Origin of the sequence: Rothia sp. HC945 (assembly GCF_051370785.1) — a bacterium.
In the GTDB taxonomy this organism is placed as follows: Bacteria; Actinomycetota; Actinomycetes; order Actinomycetales; family Micrococcaceae; genus Rothia.
Map to the genome: position 1 here is coordinate 1,163,778 of NZ_JBFCSN010000001.1, position 23,654 is coordinate 1,187,431.

The following is a 23,654-nucleotide window of genomic DNA, read 5'->3' on the forward strand; positions in this document are numbered from 1 at the left end:
ACTGAATCTAGGCCGCCGGCGTGTGGGAGGGAATGACCAAGTTTGCGGTTCGATTATGATCAATGCGATAACAATGATGTGGACGTCAAACATTTGCGCTATTTCTTGGCCGTCGCTCGCGAGCTGAATTTCACCCGAGCGGCCCGTTCTCTCTACATCTCGGTGCCTCCGTTGTCCCAGCGAATCCGTGAGCTGGAAGCCGAGCTGGGAAGCAGCCTGTTCGAACGCAACACACGCCACACCAGCCTCACCCCCGAGGGAGAGCGATTGTTGCCCTTGGCCGCACGTATCGTCGCGGACATGGATCGCGTTCCCGAAACCGCGCAGGGCACGGATCGGCGTGTGCACGTGAGTCTTGGAATACCCGACCTCCTGGGCATGCCCCAGCGGAAACGGCTCGGGGAGCTGATGGACAGAACATCACGCGACTTCGAAGTCGGAGTGCGTCACACCGCTTCGCTCGATATCGACAGAGCGCTGATAACCCGCACCATCGACGCGGGGCTTTCCAGGGTCCGCTCGACCCACCCCGATCTCAGCGAGGAAGTGATTCTTACCGAGCGTTTGTCGATCGTCTGCGATGCCGCGCATTTCCCCGAGATCCGCACCATCCGCCCGCAGGACCTGACCGGTTTCACTGTGGTGGAGGGACCTCCGTACTGGGACCTGAGAACGGAAGTCGAACGCGCCCCTCTCCGCAATGCCGGCATCCGATTCGACCCGTCCCTCACGTACACGGATCTGGGCGGAATGCTGTTGTTGCTGCGGAAACATCCGCGGTTCAGCATCGTCCCGACGGACGCCGACATGATCCGAGGTCTGGACCCGAACGAGTTTTCCGTGCATCCGCTGAGCGGGGATGTTCCTCCGATGACGCTGAGCCTCGTACGACGCAGGGCGGACGGCTGGATCCAGGACTTTGCGAGACAATGCGTGATCATGCTCGGTGAGGACGAAGGCTGAGAGCCGGTACTCGGGGCATTCCCCCAAGACCTTGAGAATCGCTTCTTTCTCCTCGGGCGTTACGCTCAGGCTGTACCGCGCCTTGATCTTGAGCTGCCGCATCACATACGAGCAGTGAAATTCTCGACGGGGCGGAAGCCAGCGAGAGGCATCGCTCCCGCCCTTGTCCTGATTCGCGCGGCCGTCCACGGCCAGGAGATTGTCGGGGTCGTTGGCGAAAGTCCGTCGCTTCTCGTCCGTCCACTCCGATGCCCCGGAGGCCCAGGCATTCGAGAGGGCCACCACGTGATCGATCTGGACTTTTCGCGATTCTTTCCCTGCGACGAATTCGATCGACTGACCCGTGTATGGATCCTCAAGCGTGCCTTTCGCGACAACGCACAGCCCACGATCGCGAAAAGTCGCTCTGGCCAGGCCCCTGGCCAGAATGTCATTTCGCGTGTCGCAACCGTTCCGGTCCTCATCCGACCAGGCTCGTCCGAAGGATTCTCTGTCGTATGCATCCTGGGCACCCTGGTTTTTGACGGACAGGGCAGCCAAGTATCCGGCCGATTCCTCCGAGAGGATGACATGTCCCGCACCACCCTGGATCCATGTGCGGATCCGTTTCCCGGGCCGCTCTCCATCTGGGCCGATGAGAAGCCCTAGGCACGCCGGCACCACAAGGGCCAGAGCAACGACCACGGACCAGACCGATCCCCGGACAATTCGACCGCGAGACTTCACCTTTTTCGACCTCATGGACAAAAAATTTGCACGATTCCGGGAATCCGGCCTCTAGATCACGCTGATATAACCGCTTCCTGTGTCTACGTTGCACCGATCGCCAATTTCTGAGGGCCTGTGGAGGCAATGTGGGCAAGAACCGCCCCCGACTCGCCGCAGCTGCTGAGCTGCCGGGAACCGGGGGCGGTGCTCTATCTTTTCAGGGGAGACGTACCCGCGCCTGACCTATCGATCGAGAATGATCACGTCCAGGGTCCTGGGCCCGTGAACCCCTTCGACGCGCTGGAGCTCAATATCCGAGGTTGCCGACGGTCCGGAGATCATCGTGATCGGGCGCTCGGGATCCACGCGCCGCACCGATTCGGGAATCAATTCCACGATCGACTCCGCCGGAACGATGCAGATGTGATGATCCGGGACCAGGGTGATCGCCCGTCGCCCCTCTTCGTCGGACGCGTTGAGGAAGATCGTTCCGGTCTCGGCGCAGGACACGGTCGACGAGGTGACGACGGCGTCGACGGCGTCCAGTTCGCGGTCGGTCAAGGACCCCGCTCTCTGACCATTGCCCGAATCCACCAGGTGACGCCGCGCAGCGCTGTCCTCGGGCAACCAGTCGAGGTTCAGACCCTTGGGAATCACGTACCGGGCGGACTTGCCGAGAAGTTTCTCGATGCGCTCGGCCACACTGTCCGTGGTCTCCTCGTAGACGTTCGCCTTGTAGTCGAGCAATCGATCGATCAACATGGCCCGCACGTCCTGCGCCGATTTCTCCGATTCCGTCCTGTACGCGCGCGTGACCTCAGGAGCTTCCGGGCTGTCGGCCAGGGAGGCCCTGACTCGTCTGAGTATCTCTGCCTTTGCTTCTGACATGGTCAGTCGTTCCCCTCCTGGGACGAGGTCCCCTCGCCGGTGGTGCCTTGGGAGGAACCGTCCTGCCCCTTGAGCAGGTCCTCTTCGCGCCGAACCATATCGGGCTCCCGGCGCTGCTCCTTCTTGAGCTCAGCGGCCTGCTCCTGGGCCCCCTCACGCTCTTCCTGGGCCTCGCCCGCATGCCGACGATGGAGCTCTTCGGCCAAACCGGAGTTCTTGGCGATCAAGGCGTCGACGTCGACCCGGTCGGAAACGGCCCTTTGCTTGGGGCCGTTCTTCTTGTTCTTCTTCCACCAGTGCCGAAAAGCTTGTTTCGGAGGCTCCGGGATGTCCCGGTATTTGGTCCATCCCCCGATCAGGCCCGGCAACCAACTGATCTTGTGATCCCGGCCTGCCGCGAGGCCCCCCGCGGGCAGACCCCGCTCGGCGATGCTGAGCAATGTCGAATTGGAGAACATCGCTTTGGCACCACCCATGATCGCGTCCATCTGGTCCGGGGCCTGGCGCTTGGTTCCCTCGTCACCCTTGCCGTGTTTGGCGTCCACGTCCTTGCCGCGCAGGTGAACCAGGACGTCCGGGATGTTGATCTTCACCGGGCAGGCCTCGTAGCACGCCCCGCACAACGACGATGCATAGGGCAGAGAGTTGTTCTCTTCGGCCTCCACGCCCGTGAGCAGCGGCGAGAGAATCGCGCCGATCGGTCCCGGGTAGACCGATCCGTAGGCGTGGCCGCCGGCCCGCTCGTAGACGGGGCACACGTTCATGCATGCCGAGCAACGAATGCAGTGCAGTGCCTGGCGGCCCACCTGGTCCGCGAGAGCGGCGGTGCGGCCATTGTCCATGAGGATCACGTGCAGGTTCTGGGGCCCGTCTCCCGGCGTCGCGCCCGACCACATCGAGGTGTACGGGTTCATCCGCTCTCCGGTCGAGGACCGCGGCAACAACTGCAGGAAGACCTCCAGATCCTGGAACGTCGGCACCAATTTCTCGATTCCCATGAAGGAGATGAGGGTATCCGGGAGGGTCAGGCACATCCGGCCGTTGCCCTCGGATTCGACGATGCTGAGCGTGCCCGAATCGGCGACGCCGAAGTTGGCCCCCGAAATCGCGACCTTGTTCCGGAAGAACTTCTCGCGCAGGTGGTGCCGCGACGCCTCGGCGAGCTCGGCGGGGTTGTCCGAAATGTCCTTGTCGATGTGCGGCATCTTCTTCAGGAAGATGTCGCGGATCTCCGAGCGATTGCGGTGAATTGCGGGCACCAGAATGTGCGAGGGCTTGTCCTCGCCCAACTGCACGATCTCCTCCGCAAGGTCGGTCTCCACGGCCGAGACGCCGTTTTCCTCGAGGTACTCGTTGAGGCCGGTTTCCTGGGTCGCCATCGACTTGATCTTGATGACTTCTTCGGCCTGCTGTTCGCGGATGATGTCCAGAGCGATCTGGTTCGCTTCATCGGCGTCGCGCGCCCAGTGGACCTTCCCTCCGCGCTCGGTGAAGTTCTTCTCGAACTGTTCGAGCAATTCGGGCAGGCGTGCCATGACGTCCTGTTTGATCTCGGATCCGGCGGTGCGGAGGAGCTCCCAATCCGGCAATTCCCCGACGACCTGTGCACGCTTGTCGCGGATCGTGTGCGTGGCGAAACCAAGGTTCGCACGCAACTGTTCGTTCTTGAGCTCTCGCCCGGCGAAGGACGTGAACGACTCCTCGGCGGCGATATTGCCGGTACCGTGAAAGACCTTGGGCATCCCCAACTGTGTGACGGTCATGCTTATTTCCCTCCCGTGGTGGTGGTCAGGGCCACCGGTCCGGAGACTTCGAGCGGATTGTCTTTGGTGCTGGCGAGGATCTCGGCGAAGTGCAGGGTCGTCACGTCCGAACCCTTGCGCGAGAGGGCACCGCCAATGTTCATCAGGCAGGAGACGTCTCCCCCGGCGCACATCTCCGCGCCGGTCGATTCGATGTTCTTGACCTTGTCGGCGGTCATGGCCCCCGAGGTGTCAGCATTCTTGAATGAGAAGGTGCCGCCGAAGCCACAGCACTGGTCAAGGTCGGGCAGCTCCGCGAATTCGAGGCCCTCAACGGTTCGCACCAAATCGGACTGGCGGCTGCCCAACTGCATGATCCTCATGCCGTGACAGCTCGAATGGAATGTGACTTTGTGGGGGAAATACGAGCCGAGCTGCTCGGCCGCATCGGTGATGCCCAGGACGTCGATCAGAAGTTTCGACAGTTCGAAGGTCCTGCCCGCAACGTCCTCGGCCGCGATTGCGGTTCCTTCGTCGCCCGCGTGTCGCGCAATCATGGGCTGCTGGTGCCCGAGGGAGACGACGCAAGAAGCGGAGGGGGCCACGGCGACGTCGTAGTCCCAGTCTGAGAACGCATCCACGTGGTTCTTGACGATCGAATACGCATCATCGAAGTACCCGCTGTTGACGTGCATTTGGGAACAACACGTCTGACCGGGTGGGAAAACAACGTCGTGACCGAGGCGTTCCAGGATGTCCACGGTCGCTCGAGCGACCCGCGGGTACATCGCGTCGACGATGCACGTTGAGAAAAGTGCGATCCGCATGGCGTCTCCATTCCGATTAGTGCGGGCCCGCTCCCGGAGTGGGGCGGGAGGATGCCCACCAGTCGTTCCCACCTTAGTGACAATTTATTAACCACCTCCAATAAGGAGCCCCTAACTCACCCCGATCGAGGCAGTTTATGAGTGTCCGGCGCGTAATTTCAGGCAACACGGCCGAATTAGCGCATCTTTTCCTTACCTAAAAACCATCTTGTTGTGTGCCGCGCCATGGCCGCGTCCAACCACCCTCGCACCCTGTTTTGATTTCCTCTCGCCCATCGGTATGGTATTGGTCTGACCACACTGTAATGCGGGACACATAGCACCAGAATAAGTCTCACAGACGTGGTCACCTCACTCATTGCATCAGCGTTGATGCTCGTTCCAGGACGCGCGTCAACCCATCACAAGGAGACCGCGTGGATACATTCACAGCCACCACCACCGCCGTCGGCGGCTCGGTCGGGCTCTCGGCGCTCGTCGCTATCCTTCCGCTGCTGACGTTCTTCATCATGTTGCTCGGGGTCAAAGCCAAGGCCCACACGTCGGCGCTCAGCGCGTTGCTGGTGTCGATCATCGTCGCGGTGATCGGCTTCAAGATGCCCCTGGGACTCACCCTGATGTCCGGAACACAGGGCTTGGCCTATGGGGCCTTCCCCATCGTCTGGATCATCGTCACGGCCCTGTGGTTCTACCAGGTCACCGTCGAGTCGGGCAGATTCGAGGATTTGCGGCTGACCTTCGACCGCATCGGAGGAGGTGACATCCGCATCCAGGCGATTCTGATTGCCTTTTGCTTCGGAGGTCTCCTCGAGGCCCTGGCCGGCTTCGGGGCGCCCGTAGCCATCACGGCGACTATGATCCTCGCCCTCGGGGTCAAGCCGTTGCGCGCGGCCGTGACTGTTCTGGTCGCCAACACGGCTCCCGTGGCCTTCGGAGCCCTGGCCATTCCGATTACGACCGCGGGAACGCTGACCGGCGAGGACCCCGCCCACATCGGGGCGATCGTGGGGCATCAGGCTCCGTTCGTGGCCGTGTTCGTGCCCTTCGTCCTGCTCTTCCTCCTCGACGGTTTCAAAGGCGTCCGCGACGCGTGGCCCGCGGCTCTCGTCATCGGACTTTCCTTCGGTATCGCCCAGTGGTGGTCGGCGACCCATTTCTCCTACGAGCTGACCGATATCGTCGCTTGCCTCGTCTCCCTGGGAGTCGCGGTGCTGTTCCTCAAGGTGTGGAAGCCCCGCGGAACCGAAGCATTTCGTGAGCGCTTCGGAATCGAGACTCCTCGGGCCACGGAGGGACTGCGTCCGGTCCGGGTCTGGATGGCCCTCTTGCCGTACCTCGTGGTCGTTGGCGTGTTCGCCGTCGGGAAGCTCTGGAAAGCGGGTATCGATGTTCCCCTCGCACTGAAGAAGACGGACATCAAGATCCCCTGGCCGGTCACGTCCGGCCACATTGTCACCTCGTCGGGCAAGCCCATTTCGGGCACGACCTTCAATTTCCAATGGCTCTCCAACCCGGGCACCATGCTTTTGATTGCCGGACTGATCGTGACCGTGCTCTACATGATCTTCCACGAGAACGGCAGGTACAGGCTCGGTTTCGGTCAGTCCGTTGCCCAGCTCTGGCACTGCTTCTACAGGATGCGCTGGTCGGCCCTGACCATCGTGTCGGTCCTGGCCCTCGCCTACGTCATGAACTTCTCGGGGCAGACCGTATCCATCGGTACGTACCTCGCATCCCTGGGTGGCGTCTTCGCCTTCCTGGCTCCTACCCTCGGCTGGCTCGGTACCGCCGTGACCGGATCGGATACTTCGGCCAACGCGTTGTTCTCCAACCTGCAGCACACGGCCGCAACCAACGCCGGGCTCAATCCGGATCTGATGCTGGCGGCCAACACGAGCGGAGGCGTGGTCGGCAAGATGATTTCCCCACAATCCCTGGCGATCGCCGCGACCGCCGTGGACATGGAGGGCAAGGAGTCCGAGATCTTCAAGCGCGTGATCCCGTGGTCCCTTGCCATGCTCGTGATCATCTGCACGTTGGTGTTCCTGCAATCGAACCTGCTCTCCTGGATGCTCCCCTGACCGACGACGCTTTGCGCAGCTAAGGTTGTGTTCTGTGGAGAAGAAGACCTACACCATCGTCCTGCAGAACATCGAGGATCGACTGCGCAACGGGGAACTCGCCGTGGGCGACAGACTTCCGGCGGAGCGCGCCCTCGCAGAGGAATTCGGGATATCCCGTGCCTCGGTCCGTGAAGCCATCCGGGTCCTTGACGCGATGGGACTCGTACGTTCGGGAGTCGGATCAGGTCCCAGCGCGGGGGCGGTCGTGGTCTCGGAACCATCGGCCGCCCTCGGCTGGGGCCTTCGCATGCACCTGGCGTCGAATTTCCTGCCCGTGGGAGATGTGGTTGCGACCCGTGAACAACTCGAGTCGCAAGCCGCCGCCGACGCGGCAGCTCGGTGGTCGACGACCCAGGACAAAATAGCCCTGACCAGGGCCAAGAGGTATCTGGATGAGATGGATGATCCGATGCTTCCCGATATGCGCTTCCACGAGCTGGATGCACACTTCCACCTGGTGGTCTCGGGGCTCGGTGGCAACGTCGTCGTCACCACGATCCTGGACTCGTTGCGCCAGGCTACGGTCGGTTATGTTCAGGAGGGCGTACCCCGCCTCGGGGACTGGCCCTCGGTTCGTCGAACCCTGCAGGAGCAGCACCGCGGAATCCTCGAATCGGTCCAGGGGCGCAGCCCCGAAGAGGCTTCACAGAGGGTCCGGGAGCACATCCGGTGGTTCTACGGAGTGGCCTATGAGGAAAATTCCGTTCCGGTGAGTTTCTCGTAGGCCTCGACGTACCGTGCACGGGTCCTATCCACGATTTCAGAAGGAAGTTCGGGTGGTGGCGTCGCCCTGTCCCACCCCGCGGCGTCGGACAGCAACCAGTCGCGCACGAACTGTTTGTCGAAACTCGCCTGTGCGCGCCCCGGGGCCCACTGGGCCCCGTCCCAGAATCTCGACGAATCGGGGGTCAGGACCTCATCACCCAGCGTGACCTCCCCGCGGTACGAGTCGAGACCGAATTCGACCTTGGTATCGGCGACAATGATTCCTTGTTCCCGGGCGATTCTTTCGGCAGTGCCGTAGATGTAGAGGGTCAGCTCACGGATGCGCTCCCCCATCGCGCGACCGACGGCGTCGGTCATCTCCTCGTACGTGATGGCTTCGTCGTGCTCACCGACCTCGGCCTTGCCCGTCGGCGTGAAGATCGGAGCTTCGAGCCTGGAGCCGTCGACCAGGCCTTCCGGTAGTTCGATGCCGCACACCGTGCCGGACCGCTGGTACTCCTTGAGGCCGGTACCGGTCAGGTACCCCCGGGCGATGCACTCGACCGGGAACATCGACAAGGACTTGCAGATCATGGCGCGTCCGGAGACTTCTTCCGGGACGTCGGTCGAGAGCACATGATTGGGAACCTGGTCGAGCTGCTCGAACCACCACAGGCTGAGCTGGGTCAGGATCTTGCCCTTGTCCGGAATGGGGGTGGGCAGGACGTGGTCGAATGCGCTGATCCGATCGGTGGCCACGACCATCACGGATCCCGCACGGGCCTCGGCGTTGTCCGCGAAGGAGCAACCGATGACGTCGTTGCCCTCCTCCGGGACGTAGAGGTCCCTGACTTTTCCCGAATAGATGTGCTTCCAGCCCGGAATGTCGGTGGGCTCTGGGGACATGCGCTGCGCTCCTGTGTGTGAGTGATGTGCGGGCCCCACGCCGCACGCGCGAGGCCGACAATGTGTGGTCTAGGGGCAGGGAACCTTGACCTGGCCTGCTGCGGCTTTCTCCGCAATATCCCGGCGATACTGTGCGCCGTCCCAGGAAATCTTGTTAACGCCTCGGTAGACCTTTGCCCTCGCGTCGTCCAGATCATCTCCGAGCGCGACGACGGCGAGCACTCGGCCCCCGGAGGTCACCACCGAGTCCGTCCCGGACAGCGTCCGCTTGTTGCTGGTCCCGGCGTGCAGAACGGAGACGTCCTCGAGGGCCTCGGCGTCGGCGATACCGGTGATGACGTCGCCCTTGCGCGGGGACTCCGGGTAGTTCTCAGCAGCCATGACGACCCCCACGGCGGTCCGGAGATCCCATCGCAGAGATTCTCGACCGTCGAGCCCGCCCTGGGCGGCCCCCAAGAGAAGTTGGCCGAGCGGGGTTTTCAATCGGGCCAGTACTGCCTGGGTTTCCGGATCGCCGAAGCGGGCGTTGAATTCGATGACTCGAATGCCGCGGCTCGTCAGCGCGAGTCCGCAGTAGAGGACGCCCACGAAGGGGGTTCCGCGATCGGCCATCACGTCAATCGTCGGCTGGGCCACGCGCCGGACGACTTCATCGGTGAAGTTCTCGGGCAACCACGGCAACGGGGTGTACGCCCCCATGCCGCCCGTGTTCGGTCCCTCGTCGTTGTCGTAAATCCTCTTGAAGTCCTGGGCCGGGGTGAGGGGCACGGTGCGGCGCCCATCGCTGATCACGAAGAGCGAGACCTCCGGGCCGTCCAGGAATTCCTCGATGACCACGGAAGAGCCTGCGTCGAAGCAGGCCTCGGCGTGGGCCAGTGCGGCGTCGCGGTCCTCGGTGACGACGACACCTTTGCCCGCCGCCAGACCATCGTCCTTGACGACGTACAGTGCCCCAAAGGAATCGAGGCATTCCTCGACCGTCGAGAGGTCGTGAGCGACGCGGGCCATCGCGGTCGGGACGTTGGCGGCGGCCATGATCTCTTTGGCGAATGCTTTGGAGCCCTCCAGTTGGGCGGCGTCGGCGTTGGGGCCGAAGACCGGGAACCCAGCCTCTCGCAGAGCGTCCGCAACGCCAGATACCAGGGGAGCCTCCGGACCGATCACGATCAAGTCCGCATCCAGGCGTTCGGCGAGAGCAGTGGTTTCCTCCGGACTGTTCGCGTCCACGGCATGGGTCCGAACAATCTCGGCGATCCCGGCGTTCCCGGGTGCCGCGTGGACCTCCGTGACCGCCGGATCGCGCAGGAGCGCGGTGATGATCGCGTGTTCGCGCCCGCCCGGGCCCAGCACCAAAATCTTCATGGAGCAACCATAGCTAATCGGCAACGATGAGTACGCATCGTTTCCGACTTCCCGGACGATGTTGCGCGTTCAACCCTGTCGGGCAGGTTTACAGGAGCCCTTCGTTCTCAAGGAGCGGACGTACGCCTTCGCCGAACCAGTAAGCCTCTTCAAGGCACGGATACCCGGAGAGCACGAATTCGTCGAACCCGACCGCAATGTATTCCTTGATGAGGTCGGCAACTTCACGGTGGGACCCGACGAGCGCTGTGCCGGCTCCCCCGCGCACGAGCCCCACTCCTGCCCAGAGCCCAGGGTAGATTTCAAGGTCCGAGACCGACCCACGGTTCAGGTCCAGCATCCTCCGTTGGCCTTCCGATTCGGACCGGCGCAACGCATCCTGTTGCTTCCGAATCAGCTCCGGAGCGAGCCCGTCCAGCATCTTCTCGGCGACCGCCCAAGCTTCCTCCGAGGTGTCCCGCGAGATGGTGTGCAACCGGATTCCGAACCTGACGTTGCGTCCCTGCTCGTTGGCCAGCCCCCGGATCCAGTCGATCTTTTCCTTGGCTTGCTGCGGGGGTTCACCCCAAGTGAGGTAGACGTCCGAGTGGGCGGCGGCAATTCGGCCCGCGGCCGGGGAGGAACCACCGAAATAGATCTCGGGACGCGGCTCGGGAGCATGGGCCAGTCGTGCCTGTCCGACCCGGATGTGATCGCCCTCGTAGTCGAACGGTTCGCCGTGGTCCCACAAACGGCCGACGACGTCGAGGAATTCACCCGTCTGCGCGTATCTCGCGTCCTTGTCGTTGAAGTCGCCGAATGCTTGCTGTTCCGCGGACTCCCCTCCGGTCACGATGTTGACGTTCAATCGCCCACCGGTAATGTCCTGGTAAGTCGCGGCCATCTGCGCCCCAAGAGTCGGCGAAATGGCGGCAGGGCGGAACGCGACGAGGAATTTGAGGGTCTCGGTGTGCTGGGCGATTGCGGCCGTGGTCAGCCACGAGTCCTGGCACCACAGACCGGTCGGAGTCAGCACGGATTCGAAGCCGTTGTATTCGGCTGCCTGGGCAACTTGAGTCAGGTACCGAAGGTCGGGCCGCCTGGTTGCCGCGGTTCCCACGACGTCGGCGCCGTGACCTCCCCCGACGATGCCCCGGGAGTCGGAGCTCGTCGGCAGGAACCAGTGAAGTTTGAGCGCGTTCATATCATTCCCCCGGAGTCGTTGTCTGGACGTTCTCGTCACGGTACTGCCCCGCTCACGGCGAGGCATCGGGGCCGACATTCGGGGCAAAAATACGTCATACATGACCTGCCGCCAGGCTGTCTCCCTCCCCTGGACGACCGTCGGGGCGACGGTCGACTCGGGAAGAACACGGTCGAGTGGTGCGTGGGTCAGGACCTCGACGCCGGCCCGTTGTCGAGCGCGGAAAGACTGACGTTACGTAGCGGTGCTGTCATGGCCGCCGCGATACTCCGAGGGCCCGAATGGGGACGCCCCAGTCGTGCTATTGGCCCCGAGGGGGCGCCACCGATCCCCTCTCCACCAGCGGCATCGGACGCTCAAGGCGATCATTGACTGGGTTCAGGGCCTCCTTGACCCCGGCCATGCCCATGTCGCGGTAGGGAAGGCGCATGGTTGTCAACCCGGGGCGCACGTAGTCCGCCAAAGCCTCGTCGTCGAAAGACATGACCGAGACATCGTCGGCGATCGCGAGTCCCAGCTCTGCCGCCGCTTGGTAGACGCCGAAAGCCACGCGGTCGTTCGCCGCAAGGATGGCGGTAGGGCGGGACGGCGACTCAAGCACGGAGATGGCGGCCTCGCGGGCTGGACCTGGCTCCCACTCGGGCAGGTCACAGGTCGTGGTGAAATGTAGCCCTGCGTCCGCCATGGCACGGTCAATACCTTGGTAGCGGCGCCCAACCGTTGCCGAGACCACGGGATCCAGCATGCGTTCAGACCGACCGACGAACGCGATGCGACGGTGCCCCGCTCGAATCACATATTCGGCGGCGGCTCGTCCCGCCGCGAATTCGTCCGGAAGCACGCTCGGGAGCCCGCCCGAAAGACCGTTGACGATCACCGCCGACATCCCGGCAGGCATAGGCGGCAATTCGATCTTGCGGGCGACCATGAGACCGATGACGATGGCGTCGACTTTGCGGTCCGAGAGGTCGACAACGGCCCTCTCCCAACGGTCCGGATGGTCGTCCACCTCGGCCATCATGACGCTCTGCCCCTTCGATTCGGCCGCGTCCAAGACTCCACGGATCATCGCTGAGGCATATCGGGTGACCGTGACGCCGTCGGAGACGAAGCCGAGGGTCTTGGTCCGTCCCGTGCGCAGACTCAGAGCGGTCGGATCCGGGGAATAGCCGAGCGCGTCCGCGGCGGCCCGTACCCGGCGTGCGGCGTCGTCGGAGATCCTCGTTCCGGTCCTGCCGTTGAGCACGAAGCTCACGGTGGTCGGAGACACCCCCGCACTGCGGGCGACGTCGGCCTGAGTAGGGCGCTTGCTCATGGATCTCCTCATTGCCACCGGCTCTCGCCCGTCCGGGCACGACCGTAGCCCATCCTACGTGAGACGTGGACCACGCGAGAGATCGGTGATACCGTTCTGCTAAATCGATTTAGCATGACAACCGACATGCCCGACGACGAATCACAAGGAAGTGGCAGCGTGGCCGACTCCTCCAGAATCAAGCAGCAGCTCACGAATCCCGCGTACCAGCAGAGCTCCCTGGCTCTCCTCCTCTTCTTCGCCTCGTGGGGCGTCTGGTGGTCGTTCTTTCAGATATGGCTGACGGACGAGAGCTCGGGGCTGGGACTCAGCGGCGGGGCGGTCGGAACCGTCTACTCGATCAATTCCGTCGGAACCCTGGTCATCATGCTCGCCTACGGCGCCGTCCAGGACCGACTGGGCATCCGACGTCACCTGGTGATCGGGGCCTCGATCATCATGTCGTTGATCGGCCCCTTCATGATCTGGGTGTACCGGCCGTTGTTGGAGAACGCGTTCATAGTGGGGACCATCGTGGGTGCGGTCGTGCTCTCGGCGGGTTTCGTCGCCGCGGCGGGGCTGATGGAGGCGTTCTCCGAACGCCTGTCGCGCACCTACAACTACGAGTACGGCCAGGCTCGCATGTGGGGCTCTTTCGGATACGCGGTGGTGGCCCTGATTGCCGGGTTCCTCTTCACGGTCAACCCGAATCTGAACTTCTGGCTCGGATCCGTGTTCGGCATTCTGTGCCTCTTCGTCCTGACGTTGTGGAAGGCACCGGCCACCCCACCGCGGGAAGAGATGACCACCACCATGGATCCCACCAGAGCGGACACCACACCGGGGCTCCGCGAGTTGCTCGGCGTACTGCGCCTCCCCTCGCTGTGGGCGATGGTCGTGTTCGTTCTGCTCTCCTGGACCTTCTACACGGTATTCGACCAGCAGATGTTCCCGGATTTCTACACCAAGCTCTTCGACACCCCGAGCCAGGGTCAACAGGTCTACGGAGTGCTGAATTCCGTGCAGGTTTTCCTGGAAGCCATCATGTTGGGCCTGGTACCCATCCTGATGCGGAAAATCGGGGTCAAGAACACTCTGATGCTGGGGATGATGGTCATGTTCCTGCGGATCCTTGGGTGTGCCGTCTTCCACGACCCGGTGATGATCTCTTTCGTCAAGATGTTCCACGCGCCCGAAGTCGCCCTCTGCATCCTGCCCGTCTTCCGGTACTTCACGGTTCACTTCAACCCTGCCCTGTCCGCAACCATGTACATGGTCGGTTTCCAGCTGGCATCCCAGATCGGGAACATCCTCCTCTCCCCTGTTCTGGGAAACCTGCGCGACGCGATCGGATACCAACCGACGTTCTACGTCATCGCCGGCATTGTTCTGGTCGCCGCCGCGTACGGATTCCTGGTCCTCAAGAGGGACGACCAGGACGTACAGGGCGACCCCTTCCTCCGCGATGCCCCACGAGAATCCCAGAAAGCGTAATCTCTCATGCCCGACTCCACTTTGATGACCCGTATCGACGCCGCACAGTCCGCGAACCGTGCTTTGGCGGAACAACGCAACGACCGGTGGTATCCGCAGTTCCACATCGCGGCCCCCGCAGGATGGATCAACGATCCCAACGGCCTGTGCTTCTACCAAGGTCGGTACCACGCCTACTTCCAGCATCACCCCTATTCGACCCAGTGGGGACCCATGCATTGGGGGCACGTTTCCAGCGAGGACCTCGTCACCTGGACCAGGGAACCGATCGCCCTGGCGCCTTCCCTCGAAGAGGACCGTGACGGCGTATTCTCCGGTTCGGCGGTGGAGGGCGACGATGGCCGCCTCTATGCCTTTTACACGGGCCATCGTTGGCGCAACGGGATCAACGAGGATGAAGGCAACCTTCAAGTCCAGTGCATGGCGGTTTCCTCGGACGGGGTGACCTTCGAGAAGCACGGCGTCGTCGTCGAAGGCCCCGCGGATCTGCTCCACTTTCGTGACCCCAAGGTCTGGCGCGCGGAGGGAACCTGGTGGATGGTCTTCGGCGCATGTTCGGCCCGGAACCGTGGCGAGGTCTGGTTGTACCGGTCCGACAACCTGACCGACTGGGTGTTCGACCGGATCCTCTACCGGGATCCGAACCGGGACTCGTTCATGCTGGAGTGCCCAGATTTCTTCCCGCTGGGCGATCACTGGGTCCTCCTCATCTGCCCCATGGGCCACAAACCGCGCGGGCACACCGGGCGCAATGGTCACCACGCCGGGTACGTGGTCGGCGAGTGGACACCCGGAGGCGACTTCTCGCCGCTGACCGAATACCGCCACCTCGACTGGGGCCACAATTTCTATGCCCCGCAGACCTTTGCGGCTCCCGACGGCAGAAGGATCCTGTTCGCGTGGATGGGTGCGTTCGACCGGGAACTGCCGACACAGGCCGACGCCTGGGCGGGTCAGCTGACCGTTCCGCGAGTCCTCTCCTTGGACGACCGCCTGCATCTGCACAACCGACCGGCAGCCGAGATCGCGCTCCTGCGAAAAGATTCCCACGCTTTCGGGGCCTTCACTGCCCCGGAGGGAATGCGCGATGTGATTGCCGGAATCGACACGGCCGAAATCGAACTCGTGCTGGACCTGCGCGCCACGACGGCCGAACGAGCGGGGCTGTCCATTGGTCGTACCGGTGACGGGGCGGAAGCAGCGTTCGTGGCCTATGACGACCAAATCGAACGCGTTGTCCTGGACCGTCGCGGGTCAGCAACTCCCGACCGCGGAATACGTTCCGCTCCTGCCCGGGCGACGGAGGACGGCAACCTCAAGCTGCGTGTCCTGGTGGATCGCGGATCGGTCGAGGTGTTCGTGAATGAGGGCGAGGAATCGATCTCATCCTTCGTTTTCCCCGGTGCTGGCGAGCGCCGCGTAGCCCTCACCGTGGAGTCAGGAGACGCCGCCGTGAAGGAACTGACGATTCGACCGATGAGTGGGCACTGGGGCTAGTCCGGAACCCGGCTCAGGGCCTCAGCGCCCGAACATTCTGTGATCGCGGCTTCCTGCCCTGATGGGGCCTCACGCGAGACGCCATGTCCCTGGCGTCCCATGATGGGAATACCGTCGGCACAGTTCGGCACCGGGAAGCCGAGAGAGTCACGCGACCTCGGGGTGTGCGATGAGCCGTCTCCGGCGAGCCAGGCATTCACGATAGACCTCCGCCGGGGCCGCTCCGGGCCGTTGGCTGACCGACTCTCCCCAGACCATCCAGGCCGTGCGCCATCCAGTCAGTGCCAATTCGGCGACGAGAAGTGCGTCAGGTTCCGACCAATCGGACGCGGTTGCCCGGATGCGTCCCAACAATTTCTCGAGGACCGCCCTTTCCTGCCCGGTGGCCGCCATATCAAATTCGGCATCAGTGGCGAACAAGCGAGAGATGCGGCGATGATCCTGGGCCTCGGGAGACGAGTCCTCCGACATGATCTCGACCATGGCGTCCTCGATCTTCCCGAGCGCGTCACCCGGGGAAGTATCGGAAAAGTCCAGGCTGTCGATCGCGCGTATCAGCCTGCGTTGCACCGGCATGGCGGCCTCTTCCTTCGAGGAAAAATATCGGAAGAAGGTTCGGGAGGAAATGCCTGCCAGGTCGGCGATGTGGCGAACCGTCGTCGCTCGCACCCCCTGGTCCTCGAATAGACTCAGGGCCGCCCGGTGGACTTCGCGTTCGGTCTGCAGCCTGCGGCGGGTTCTCAAATCCGTCGACTCTTCCATGGTGGCCTCCTTGATCCTCGCGACCGTGCCGGACATCACACATTCATGGCACTTACGCCAAAGTGGCACACTGTGACAATATCGAGGGCTCCACCCCTCACAGAAATCAGGTACGTGCATGTCCTCAGACGCCTCGCACACGAATTCCCGGACCCGGCCCGTCCAGCAGGACGAGGCCACGCCGCGGCCGGAGTCGGACTCGGATCGCCCTCCCGAGGTACTGACGACAAGGCACATCGTGAGTGTCCTGGCAGTCCTGGTCGTTTCGGCGCTCATCATGATCCTCAACGAAACGGTTCTGTCCGTGGCGATCCCGGACATCATGAACGACTTCGGGATCAGCGCGGCCACGGCTCAATGGCTCACCACGGGCTTCCTCCTGACCATGGCCTGCATTATTCCGACCACAGGGTGGATGCTCGAGCGGTTCACGATCAAACGGCTTTTCGTCGTCGCGCTCAGCCTCTTTGTGGTGGGGACGGCGCTTGCGACTTTTGCTCAGAACTTCCCGACGATTCTCGCCGGACGCATCATCCAGGCCGGAGGCACGGGAATCGTTCTTCCCCTGCTCATGACCTCGACCCTCATCATGGTCCCTCCCGCACGCCGCGGAACGGTCATGGGCCTCAACTCCGTGGTCATCGCGGTCGCACCGGCCATCGGCCCCACACTGTCGGGCATCATCGTGAATGCGCTGAGCTGGCATTGGGTCTTCGGCCTCATGCTCCCCATGGGCGTGCTCGTTCTCCTCATCGGCAGCTTGGTCCTCAAACCCACCGGGCAGACTCGTGCTCTCCCCCTGGACGTGCCCTCCGTATTTCTGGCGGTCGTCGGCTTCGGGGGCGTCGTCTATGCGCTCGGCTCCGTGAGCACAATCGTCGCAGGAAACCTGACGCCTTTGATCGGGCTCGTCCTCGGCGTCATCGGGCTCAGTCTTTTCGTGTCGCGGCAACGCCGGTTCCAGAGGAATTCCGAATCGGCGTTCCTCGACCTGCGCCCCTTCGGTGTCCGCAATTTCCGCCTCGGGGTGTGCGTTCTCATGATCGCCATGGCCGTGATGCTGGGGTCGGTCATGGTCCTGTCGATTCTCCTGCAATCGGGCATGGGCTTCAGCGTGCTGACCGTCGGCCTGGTCATGCTGCCGGGCGGTCTGATCCAGGGCCTTCTTTCACCGCTGATCGGCCGAGCCTACGACAAGTTCGGCCCCCGGCCGGTGGTGATTCCCGGGACGATCCTGCTCGCGGCGGGCGAATGGCTGTTTTTCCTGGTCGCCCCGGGCACGGGAATTGCCTACATCGTGGGCGTCCACATCGTGTTCAGTCTCGGCATGGCCATGATCATGACGCCGATGATGACAGTTGCCCTCGGTTCCTTGCCGCACCATCTGTACGGCCACGGTTCGGCCATCATGAACACTCTCCAACAGCTGGGCGGCGCCACCGGTACAGCGCTGCTGACCGCAGCGCTGAGCCTCGGCGCAGCCGTCGCGGTCGTCGGGGGCGCGTCTGCAGACGATGCCCAGATCAGCGGAGCTCATGTTGCCTTCTGCTTCGGGGGCGTCCTCGGCCTTGTCGCCATGGTCATCGCGCCCTTCATCAGCAAGGTCAAGGAGGCGAACGACGTCGCACGGTAGTCCACGGGCGTTCCCCGACCGTGGAACAATGTCCCGTATGCAGACTTTCAGCTGGGACAACGCGGTCGAGTTGGCCGTCATCGAACGGAGCGGTTTTGTGGAGTCCCGCCACATCGGGGCCGCGTCGGTCGTCTCGCCCGAGGGCGAAGTCGTCGACTCCCTCGGCGACACATCGGCCCCGATCTTCCCTCGGTCGACCCTCAAACCGTTCCAAGCGATCGCATCCCTCAAGGCCGGGGCTCCCCTGCGCGGTGCCGAAATAGCCATTGCGGCCGGATCCCATGAGGGCTCTTTCGAGCAGATGCAGGTCGTCGCGAACATGCTCGAAGCCGCGGGTCTCTCCCCGAGCGATCTGCAGTGCCCGGAGGCCTACCCCAAGGACGAGCGGGCACACTCGTATCTTCTGGCCCATGGCAAGGGAAAACAACGAATCGCTTTCAACTGTTCCGGGAAGCACGCGGCCTTCCTCTCCGCGTCGGCGGAGAACGGCTGGGACCCGGCGACGTATTTGGACCCGGATCATCCCGTTCAGCGGATCGTCATGGAGATCGTCGAGGAGCTCACGGGCGAGTCCGCGGGACTCGTCGGCGTCGACGGTTGCGGGGCCCCCGTGCCGACCATCAGCCTCAACGGGCTGGCCACGGGCTACGGCAAACTGGGCGCCGGCATCCGCAACATCGGCGCCGACGCCCGGCTTGCGACCGTGGCCACCGCGATGGCGGATTACCCGGAGATGGTGCAGAACCACGGCAAGCCGAACACCGTGGTCATGGAAGAGCTCGACGTCGTCGCCAAATTCGGTGCCGAAGGCGTGCTGAGCGTGGGAACCCGCGACGGAGCCGCAGTAGCGGTCAAGTGCTTGGACGGCTCCTTCAGGGCCGCAACCCTGGTGGCCCTGACCCTCCTGGACAGAAACGGATACGTGCCGCACGACGTCGTCGAGTCGCTCTTGCCGCGCGTGATCCTACCGATCACGGGCGGAGGGCGCACGGTCGGCGGCGTACGACTGGGATCGGCGTTCGAGGAGGCCTGACGTGGCACGGCGCAAGATTTCGGACGATGTCGGCCTCGCCGCTCTTCGGTCCTGGGAGGCGGATCCGGACGCCGCCGGCCGCAAGACCACGGCAACCGCGGTCCGCTATGCCCTCGAGGAACTCGCGCATCGCGCCCCCGGCAATTCGGTCGAAGTCCGAGTTCCGCCCTTCGGCGTGACTCAAGCGATCGAGGGGCCACGACACACGCGCGGCACGCCGCCCAATGTGGTCGAGACGACGGCCCAGACGTGGCTCGGACTCGTCACAGGGCGCCTGACGTGGGAGGAAGCACGAGCGAGTGGGTCGGTCGATGCATCCGGCAATCGGAGCGACCTGTCGGTGCTTCTCCCGCTCTTTGCAACACGGACGTCGATGAAGCGCACCGCCCAGAACAGGTAACCTTGAGCCATGACCGAACCCCCTACTTCGCCCGGCGGCCCCGACGAGTCCGAGGTCCCCGCAACGTCCCCCGATCCAGACCGTCACGAGCCTGAGAACGGTCCGGCAGAAGACCAGTCGACCGACCGCGGTCCCGCCGAACGAGAGGTCGTCGTGCGCCGGGCTCCCTCGGTCATCGCGTTCCTGATCACCGGACTCGTCATCGGCCTCATCGTCGCCGTCCTCTCGACCGTTCTCGGTCCGGCCGACCAGAAATACACGACCGGCGCCATCTTCGGGATGATGGCGGTGATCTTCGGAACCGCCGGGGCCGTCCTCGGTGCCCTCGTCGGCCTGATCGCCGACCGCAGGTCCCGCAAGAAGGCCACCCGATTCCGCGCGGTCCGGATCGATGATGACGTCGAAAAATAGTCGGCCTCCGCGGACTGGGCAGTTGCGGCTAGACTTGCTTTCGTCCCCGTTGTTCCGCACCGGCGGCAACGGCCCGATCCTCCAGACCGCACATTCAGGAAGTAGCTTTCGTGGTTCGACCCGACGGTAAACTCACACACGATATCGACCCCGGAGAGAGAGCCCCCCAGGACGAATGCGGCGTCTTCGGCGTCTGGGCTCCGGGCGAGGACGTCGCGACCCTCACTTATTTCGGCCTCTATGCCCTGCAACATCGTGGCCAGGAATCGGCCGGGATCGCGACGAGCAACGGCGAGCGCCTCTCGGTGTACAAGGACATGGGCCTGGTGTCCCAGGTCTTCGACGAAACCATTTTGGGGACCTTGGGCGGCCACATGGCGATTGGCCACTGCCGCTATGCGACCACGGGAGCGACCACCTGGTCGAATGCCCAACCGACCCTGGGATCGACGCCTCACGGCACGGTCTCACTCGCCCACAACGGCAACCTGACCAACTCGGCGGATCTCTACGACCGGCTGATCGACAAGTCCGGGTTCCCGTCGGCCGGTGAAGTCGCCCAGGGGAACACCACCGACACTGCTCTGGTCACGGCTTTGCTGGCCGAGCATCCTCATGACTCCCTCGAGGAAGCGGCAATGGAGCTGCTTCCGACGCTCCAAGGCGCTTTCTGCCTGACCCTGATCGACGAGAACACGCTCTACGCGGCCCGCGATGCTTATGGTGTCCGCCCACTGGTCCTCGGAAGGTTGGACCGGGGCTGGGTCGTCGCCTCGGAATCGGCCGCCCTCGATATCGTTGGAGCGACGTACGTCCGCGACGTCGAGCCCGGTGAATTCATCGCGATCGACGAGGACGGGGTACGCTCCCGCCGCTTCGCGGAACCGACTCCGGCCGGGTGCGTTTTCGAACACGTGTATCTCTCCCGTCCTGACGCGGTGATCAACGGCCGAGCTGTCTACGAGTCTCGGGTCGAGATGGGGCGGCAACTGGCCCGCGAGCATGCGGTCGACGCCGATCTGGTCATGCCGACTCCCGAGTCCGGGGTCCCTGCGGCCATCGGCTACGCGGAAGAATCCGGGGTTCCGTACGGGAACGGGTTGGTCAAGAATTCCTATGTTGGCCGCACGTTTATCCAGCCGACGCAGACCATGCGCCAGATGGGCATCAAACTCAAGCTGAATCCTCTGCGCACCGTCGTCGAGGGAAAAAGACTGGTGGTTGTGGACGATTCGATTGTCCGGGGAAACACCCAGAGGGCACTGGTGCGGATGCTGAGGGAAGCCGGCGCCGCCGAAGTCCACGTGCGGATTTCGTCCCCGCCGGTCAAGTGGCCCTGCTTCTACGGCATCGATTTCGCTTCTCGCGCGGAGCTGATTGCGAATGGGATGTCGATCGAGGAAATCGGACAGTCGCTCGGTGCCGATTCTCTCGGATACATTTCCGAGGACGGCATGATCGAGGCGACCGAGCAACCCCGGGAGCGCCTCTGCACGGCCTGCTTCACCGGAAATTACCCCATCGATCTTCCGGATGCCGATCGTCTCGGCAAGAACCTCTTTGACGTCCACCGTTCCTCCTCGGCGGGGACCTCCCGCCCGGGCCGGGCTTCGAGGGCGTCGTCGGCACCGAAGAGCTCCTCCGATGCTCAGACCGAGGCGACGACGGCGAAGAACTCTTCGTGCGAGCCCGGACCGGATTCGGACCTGGAACCCCTGGTTCTGCCGCAGGACCGCGGGTCCAGCACCAAGTAACAGCACACCACCGATCCAGAAGGACCAGAGATGGCTCAACCCCACCAGACCACCGCGGGCCTGACGTACGCGAGTGCCGGCGTCGACGTCGAGGCCGGCGATCGCGCCGTCGAGCTTATGAAGGAAGCCGTCCGGGAGACGCACAAGCAGGGTGTCGTCGGCGGCGTGGGCGGTTTCGCCGGGCTCTTCGACGTCTCGGCGCTGACTGCTTATTCGAAGCCGTACCTCGCGACCTCGACGGACGGTGTGGGAACAAAGGTGGCCATCGCCCAGGCCCTGGACGTGCACGAGACCATCGGATTCGACCTGGTGGGCATGGTCGTGGACGACATCGTCGTCGTTGGCGCCGAGCCCTTGTACATGACCGACTACATCGCGTGCGGGCGCGTCGTGCCCGAACGGATCGCGGACATCGTCCGCGGCATCGCCTCGGCCTGCTCCGCGGCCGGGACCGCCCTGGTCGGCGGGGAAACGGCCGAGCACCCGGGTTTGCTGGGCGAGCACGAGTACGACGTCGCGGGTGCCGCAACCGGCATCGTGGAGGCCGACCAGTTGCTGGGGCCGGACCGTGTCCGCGAAGGCGACGTGGTGATCGGCATGGCGTCCTCCGGGATCCACTCGAACGGCTATTCGCTGGTCCGCAAGGTGATCAACATGGCGGGTTGGTCCTTGGACCGTGAGGTCTCGGAATTCGGGCGCACGCTCGGCGAGGAACTCCTGGAGCCTACCCGCGTCTACGCAGCCGACGTCCTCGACCTCGCCCGGACGTTCCCGGTCCTCGGTGACGACGGCGCACAAGGTCACGGTGTCCGTGGATTCTCTCATGTCACCGGCGGAGGCCTCGCCGCGAACCTCGCCCGCGTCCTGCCACAGGGCCTCGAGGCCCGGATCGACCGTTCGTCCTGGGAGATTCCGGCGATCTTCCGTGTGATCGGCGAGCTGGGCAAGGTCCCGGAAGCGGATATGGAGCGCACTCTGAACCTGGGGGTCGGCATGGTCGCGATCGTCGATCCTTCGGTCGCCGACGCCGCGGTGCGCCATCTCAACGACCGCGGCTCCAACGCGTGGGTTCTTGGCACGGTGGCCAGGGCCGATGCGCCCGCCGACCAGGACCCCGATTATGTCCAGGGCGCCAAGGGAGTCGACGGCGGCGCCGTGCGCATGGTGGGTTCCTACGCCTGAGTGACCCCTCTCCCAGAGACACCCCCGGAAGTTATAGGCCACAAGTGCGCCTGCCAGGTGCCCGGATCCCTGGGGCAACGTGCGACCAGCCCGGCCTGCAAGCTCCAGACTTACGCCTCCCGGAGTTCGTACGACCGTTGCAGCTATCCGACACCAGTCTGACCTGCGACGCTGGAGTGGATAGCACCGGCATTCCGGCACCGGAGACACGTGAACCCGGTCCGCGCGCCTGACGCCGGCAGCCCACCACACCCCCGATCCGCCTCTCGCAAACCAACGGTTCACCGCGGTTGTTGCCCCCTCGGCTGGCCGAACCTCTGTCGAGAGGCGGTAGCCCGATTCGGAGGCGGTTGCCCGATTCAGTGGCGGTTGCCCGATTCAGTGGCCGTTGCCCGGCGTGAACGGGCCGATTCCACGGCTGTCAGGCCCCCGGTTGGGAGGCGGTTACCCGACTCAGTGGCGGTTACCGGCGTGAACGGGCCGATCCCCCGGATGCCTGACGGCCTATTGGGAGGCGGTTACCCGGTTCAGTGGCGGTTACCCGCAAGAACGGGCCAATTCCACGGCTGTCAGGCCCCAGTTGGGAGGCTCTTACCCGATTCGGAGGCGTTTTCCCACGTTAGGTGGCATTTGAACCGCCACCTAACAACGCCAATCGCCACCCAATCGGGTAACCGCCACGCAGACGGCGAGAGCCCCATGCACAGGGGGCAAGACCACCCAGGGGGGGGGACAAGCACGACGGCCAGGGAGGGCAAGACCGCGCAGTGGCAAGACCGCGCACGCG

19 protein-coding genes and 1 pseudogene are annotated in these 23,654 nt (G+C 63.8%); 11 read left to right on the top strand and 9 right to left on the bottom strand.

The annotated features are described in order from the left end of the window. Positions 1-78 precede the first annotated feature (78 nt). A complete protein-coding gene (locus tag AB0Y14_RS05115; RefSeq protein ID WP_436588122.1) occupies positions 79-963 on the top strand; it encodes a LysR family transcriptional regulator in 885 nt (294 codons plus the stop codon). A 39-nt stretch (positions 964-1,002) separates the two neighbouring features. On the opposite strand, the pseudogene AB0Y14_RS05120 reads toward AB0Y14_RS05115, so the two are convergent. The 4 genes and pseudogenes from AB0Y14_RS05120 to AB0Y14_RS05135 all read right to left on the bottom strand — a co-directional run. After that, a pseudogene (locus AB0Y14_RS05120) lies at positions 1,003-1,704 on the bottom strand (HNH endonuclease family protein); the annotation flags it as partial. A gap of 210 nt (positions 1,705-1,914) precedes the next feature. After that, positions 1,915-2,559, bottom strand: a complete 645-nt coding sequence (locus AB0Y14_RS05125) for a LutC/YkgG family protein (protein ID WP_436588123.1) — start codon at positions 2,557-2,559, stop codon at positions 1,915-1,917. Positions 2,560-2,561: 2 nt separating this feature from the next. Continuing rightward, positions 2,562-4,322, bottom strand: coding sequence for a lactate utilization protein B (locus AB0Y14_RS05130; RefSeq protein WP_436588124.1), 1,761 nt, complete (start codon positions 4,320-4,322; stop codon positions 2,562-2,564). Between the two features lie 2 nt (positions 4,323-4,324). Next, positions 4,325-5,128: a (Fe-S)-binding protein gene (locus tag AB0Y14_RS05135; RefSeq protein ID WP_436588125.1), complete on the bottom strand. Its 804-nt coding sequence runs from the start codon at positions 5,126-5,128 to the stop codon at positions 4,325-4,327. A gap of 416 nt (positions 5,129-5,544) precedes the next feature. Between AB0Y14_RS05135 and AB0Y14_RS05140 the strand changes: the two genes are divergently transcribed. Next, on the top strand, positions 5,545-7,209 hold the full coding sequence (locus AB0Y14_RS05140) for an L-lactate permease (RefSeq protein WP_436588126.1): 1,665 nt from the start codon (positions 5,545-5,547) through the stop codon (positions 7,207-7,209). 34 nt (positions 7,210-7,243) lie between these two features. Beyond that, on the top strand, positions 7,244-7,975 hold the full coding sequence (locus AB0Y14_RS05145; RefSeq protein ID WP_436588127.1) for a FadR/GntR family transcriptional regulator: 732 nt from the start codon (positions 7,244-7,246) through the stop codon (positions 7,973-7,975). On the opposite strand, the gene AB0Y14_RS05150 is transcribed toward AB0Y14_RS05145, so the two are convergent. The 4 genes from AB0Y14_RS05150 to AB0Y14_RS05165 form a co-directional block, all read right to left on the bottom strand. Next, on the bottom strand, positions 7,939-8,862 hold the full coding sequence (locus AB0Y14_RS05150) for a phosphoribosylaminoimidazolesuccinocarboxamide synthase (protein WP_436588128.1): 924 nt from the start codon (positions 8,860-8,862) through the stop codon (positions 7,939-7,941). The two genes, AB0Y14_RS05145 and AB0Y14_RS05150, sit on opposite strands and share 37 nt — an antisense overlap. 69 nt (positions 8,863-8,931) lie before the next feature. Next, positions 8,932-10,224 carry a phosphoribosylamine--glycine ligase gene (gene purD / locus AB0Y14_RS05155; RefSeq protein ID WP_436588129.1) on the bottom strand — a complete coding sequence of 431 codons (1,293 nt, stop codon included), beginning with the start codon at positions 10,222-10,224 and terminating at the stop codon, positions 8,932-8,934. An 88-nt stretch (positions 10,225-10,312) separates the two neighbouring features. Beyond that, positions 10,313-11,407, bottom strand: a complete 1,095-nt coding sequence (locus AB0Y14_RS05160) for an LLM class flavin-dependent oxidoreductase (protein ID WP_436588130.1) — start codon at positions 11,405-11,407, stop codon at positions 10,313-10,315. 301 nt (positions 11,408-11,708) lie between these two features. Then, the gene (locus AB0Y14_RS05165) at positions 11,709-12,722 is read right to left on the bottom strand and encodes a LacI family DNA-binding transcriptional regulator (protein ID WP_436588131.1); all 1,014 of its coding nucleotides are present in this window, start codon (positions 12,720-12,722) and stop codon (positions 11,709-11,711) included. A 114-nt stretch (positions 12,723-12,836) separates the two neighbouring features. Between AB0Y14_RS05165 and AB0Y14_RS05170 the strand changes: the two genes are divergently transcribed. Both AB0Y14_RS05170 and AB0Y14_RS05175 read left to right on the top strand, forming a co-directional pair. Continuing rightward, a complete protein-coding gene (locus tag AB0Y14_RS05170; RefSeq protein ID WP_436588132.1) occupies positions 12,837-14,195 on the top strand; it encodes an MFS transporter in 1,359 nt (452 codons plus the stop codon). A gap of 6 nt (positions 14,196-14,201) precedes the next feature. Continuing rightward, entirely contained in the window at positions 14,202-15,692 is a 1,491-nt protein-coding gene (locus tag AB0Y14_RS05175) for a glycoside hydrolase family 32 protein (RefSeq protein WP_436588133.1), read from the top strand. 147 nt (positions 15,693-15,839) lie between these two features. Here the strand turns inward: AB0Y14_RS05175 and AB0Y14_RS05180 are convergent, their stop codons facing one another. Next, positions 15,840-16,454: a TetR family transcriptional regulator gene (locus tag AB0Y14_RS05180; RefSeq protein ID WP_436588134.1), complete on the bottom strand. Its 615-nt coding sequence runs from the start codon at positions 16,452-16,454 to the stop codon at positions 15,840-15,842. A gap of 118 nt (positions 16,455-16,572) precedes the next feature. On the opposite strand from AB0Y14_RS05180, the gene AB0Y14_RS05185 reads away from it, so the two are divergent. The 6 genes from AB0Y14_RS05185 to purM all read left to right on the top strand — a co-directional run bounded on the left by AB0Y14_RS05185 (position 16,573) and on the right by purM (position 22,867). Continuing rightward, a complete protein-coding gene (locus AB0Y14_RS05185; protein ID WP_436588135.1) occupies positions 16,573-18,087 on the top strand; it encodes an MDR family MFS transporter in 1,515 nt (504 codons plus the stop codon). A gap of 37 nt (positions 18,088-18,124) precedes the next feature. Further along, entirely contained in the window at positions 18,125-19,120 is a 996-nt protein-coding gene (locus AB0Y14_RS05190) for an asparaginase (protein WP_436588136.1), read from the top strand. A gap of 1 nt (position 19,121) precedes the next feature. Then, positions 19,122-19,520, top strand: coding sequence for a sterol carrier family protein (locus tag AB0Y14_RS05195; protein WP_436588137.1), 399 nt, complete (start codon positions 19,122-19,124; stop codon positions 19,518-19,520). Between the two features lie 9 nt (positions 19,521-19,529). Next, the gene (locus AB0Y14_RS05200) at positions 19,530-19,931 is read left to right on the top strand and encodes a hypothetical protein (RefSeq protein ID WP_436588138.1); all 402 of its coding nucleotides are present in this window, start codon (positions 19,530-19,532) and stop codon (positions 19,929-19,931) included. 110 nt (positions 19,932-20,041) lie between these two features. Next, positions 20,042-21,685: an amidophosphoribosyltransferase gene (purF, locus tag AB0Y14_RS05205; RefSeq protein WP_436588139.1), complete on the top strand. Its 1,644-nt coding sequence runs from the start codon at positions 20,042-20,044 to the stop codon at positions 21,683-21,685. Positions 21,686-21,715: 30 nt separating this feature from the next. After that, positions 21,716-22,867, top strand: a complete 1,152-nt coding sequence (purM, locus tag AB0Y14_RS05210) for a phosphoribosylformylglycinamidine cyclo-ligase (protein ID WP_436588140.1) — start codon at positions 21,716-21,718, stop codon at positions 22,865-22,867. Positions 22,868-23,654: the final 787 nt, after the last annotated feature.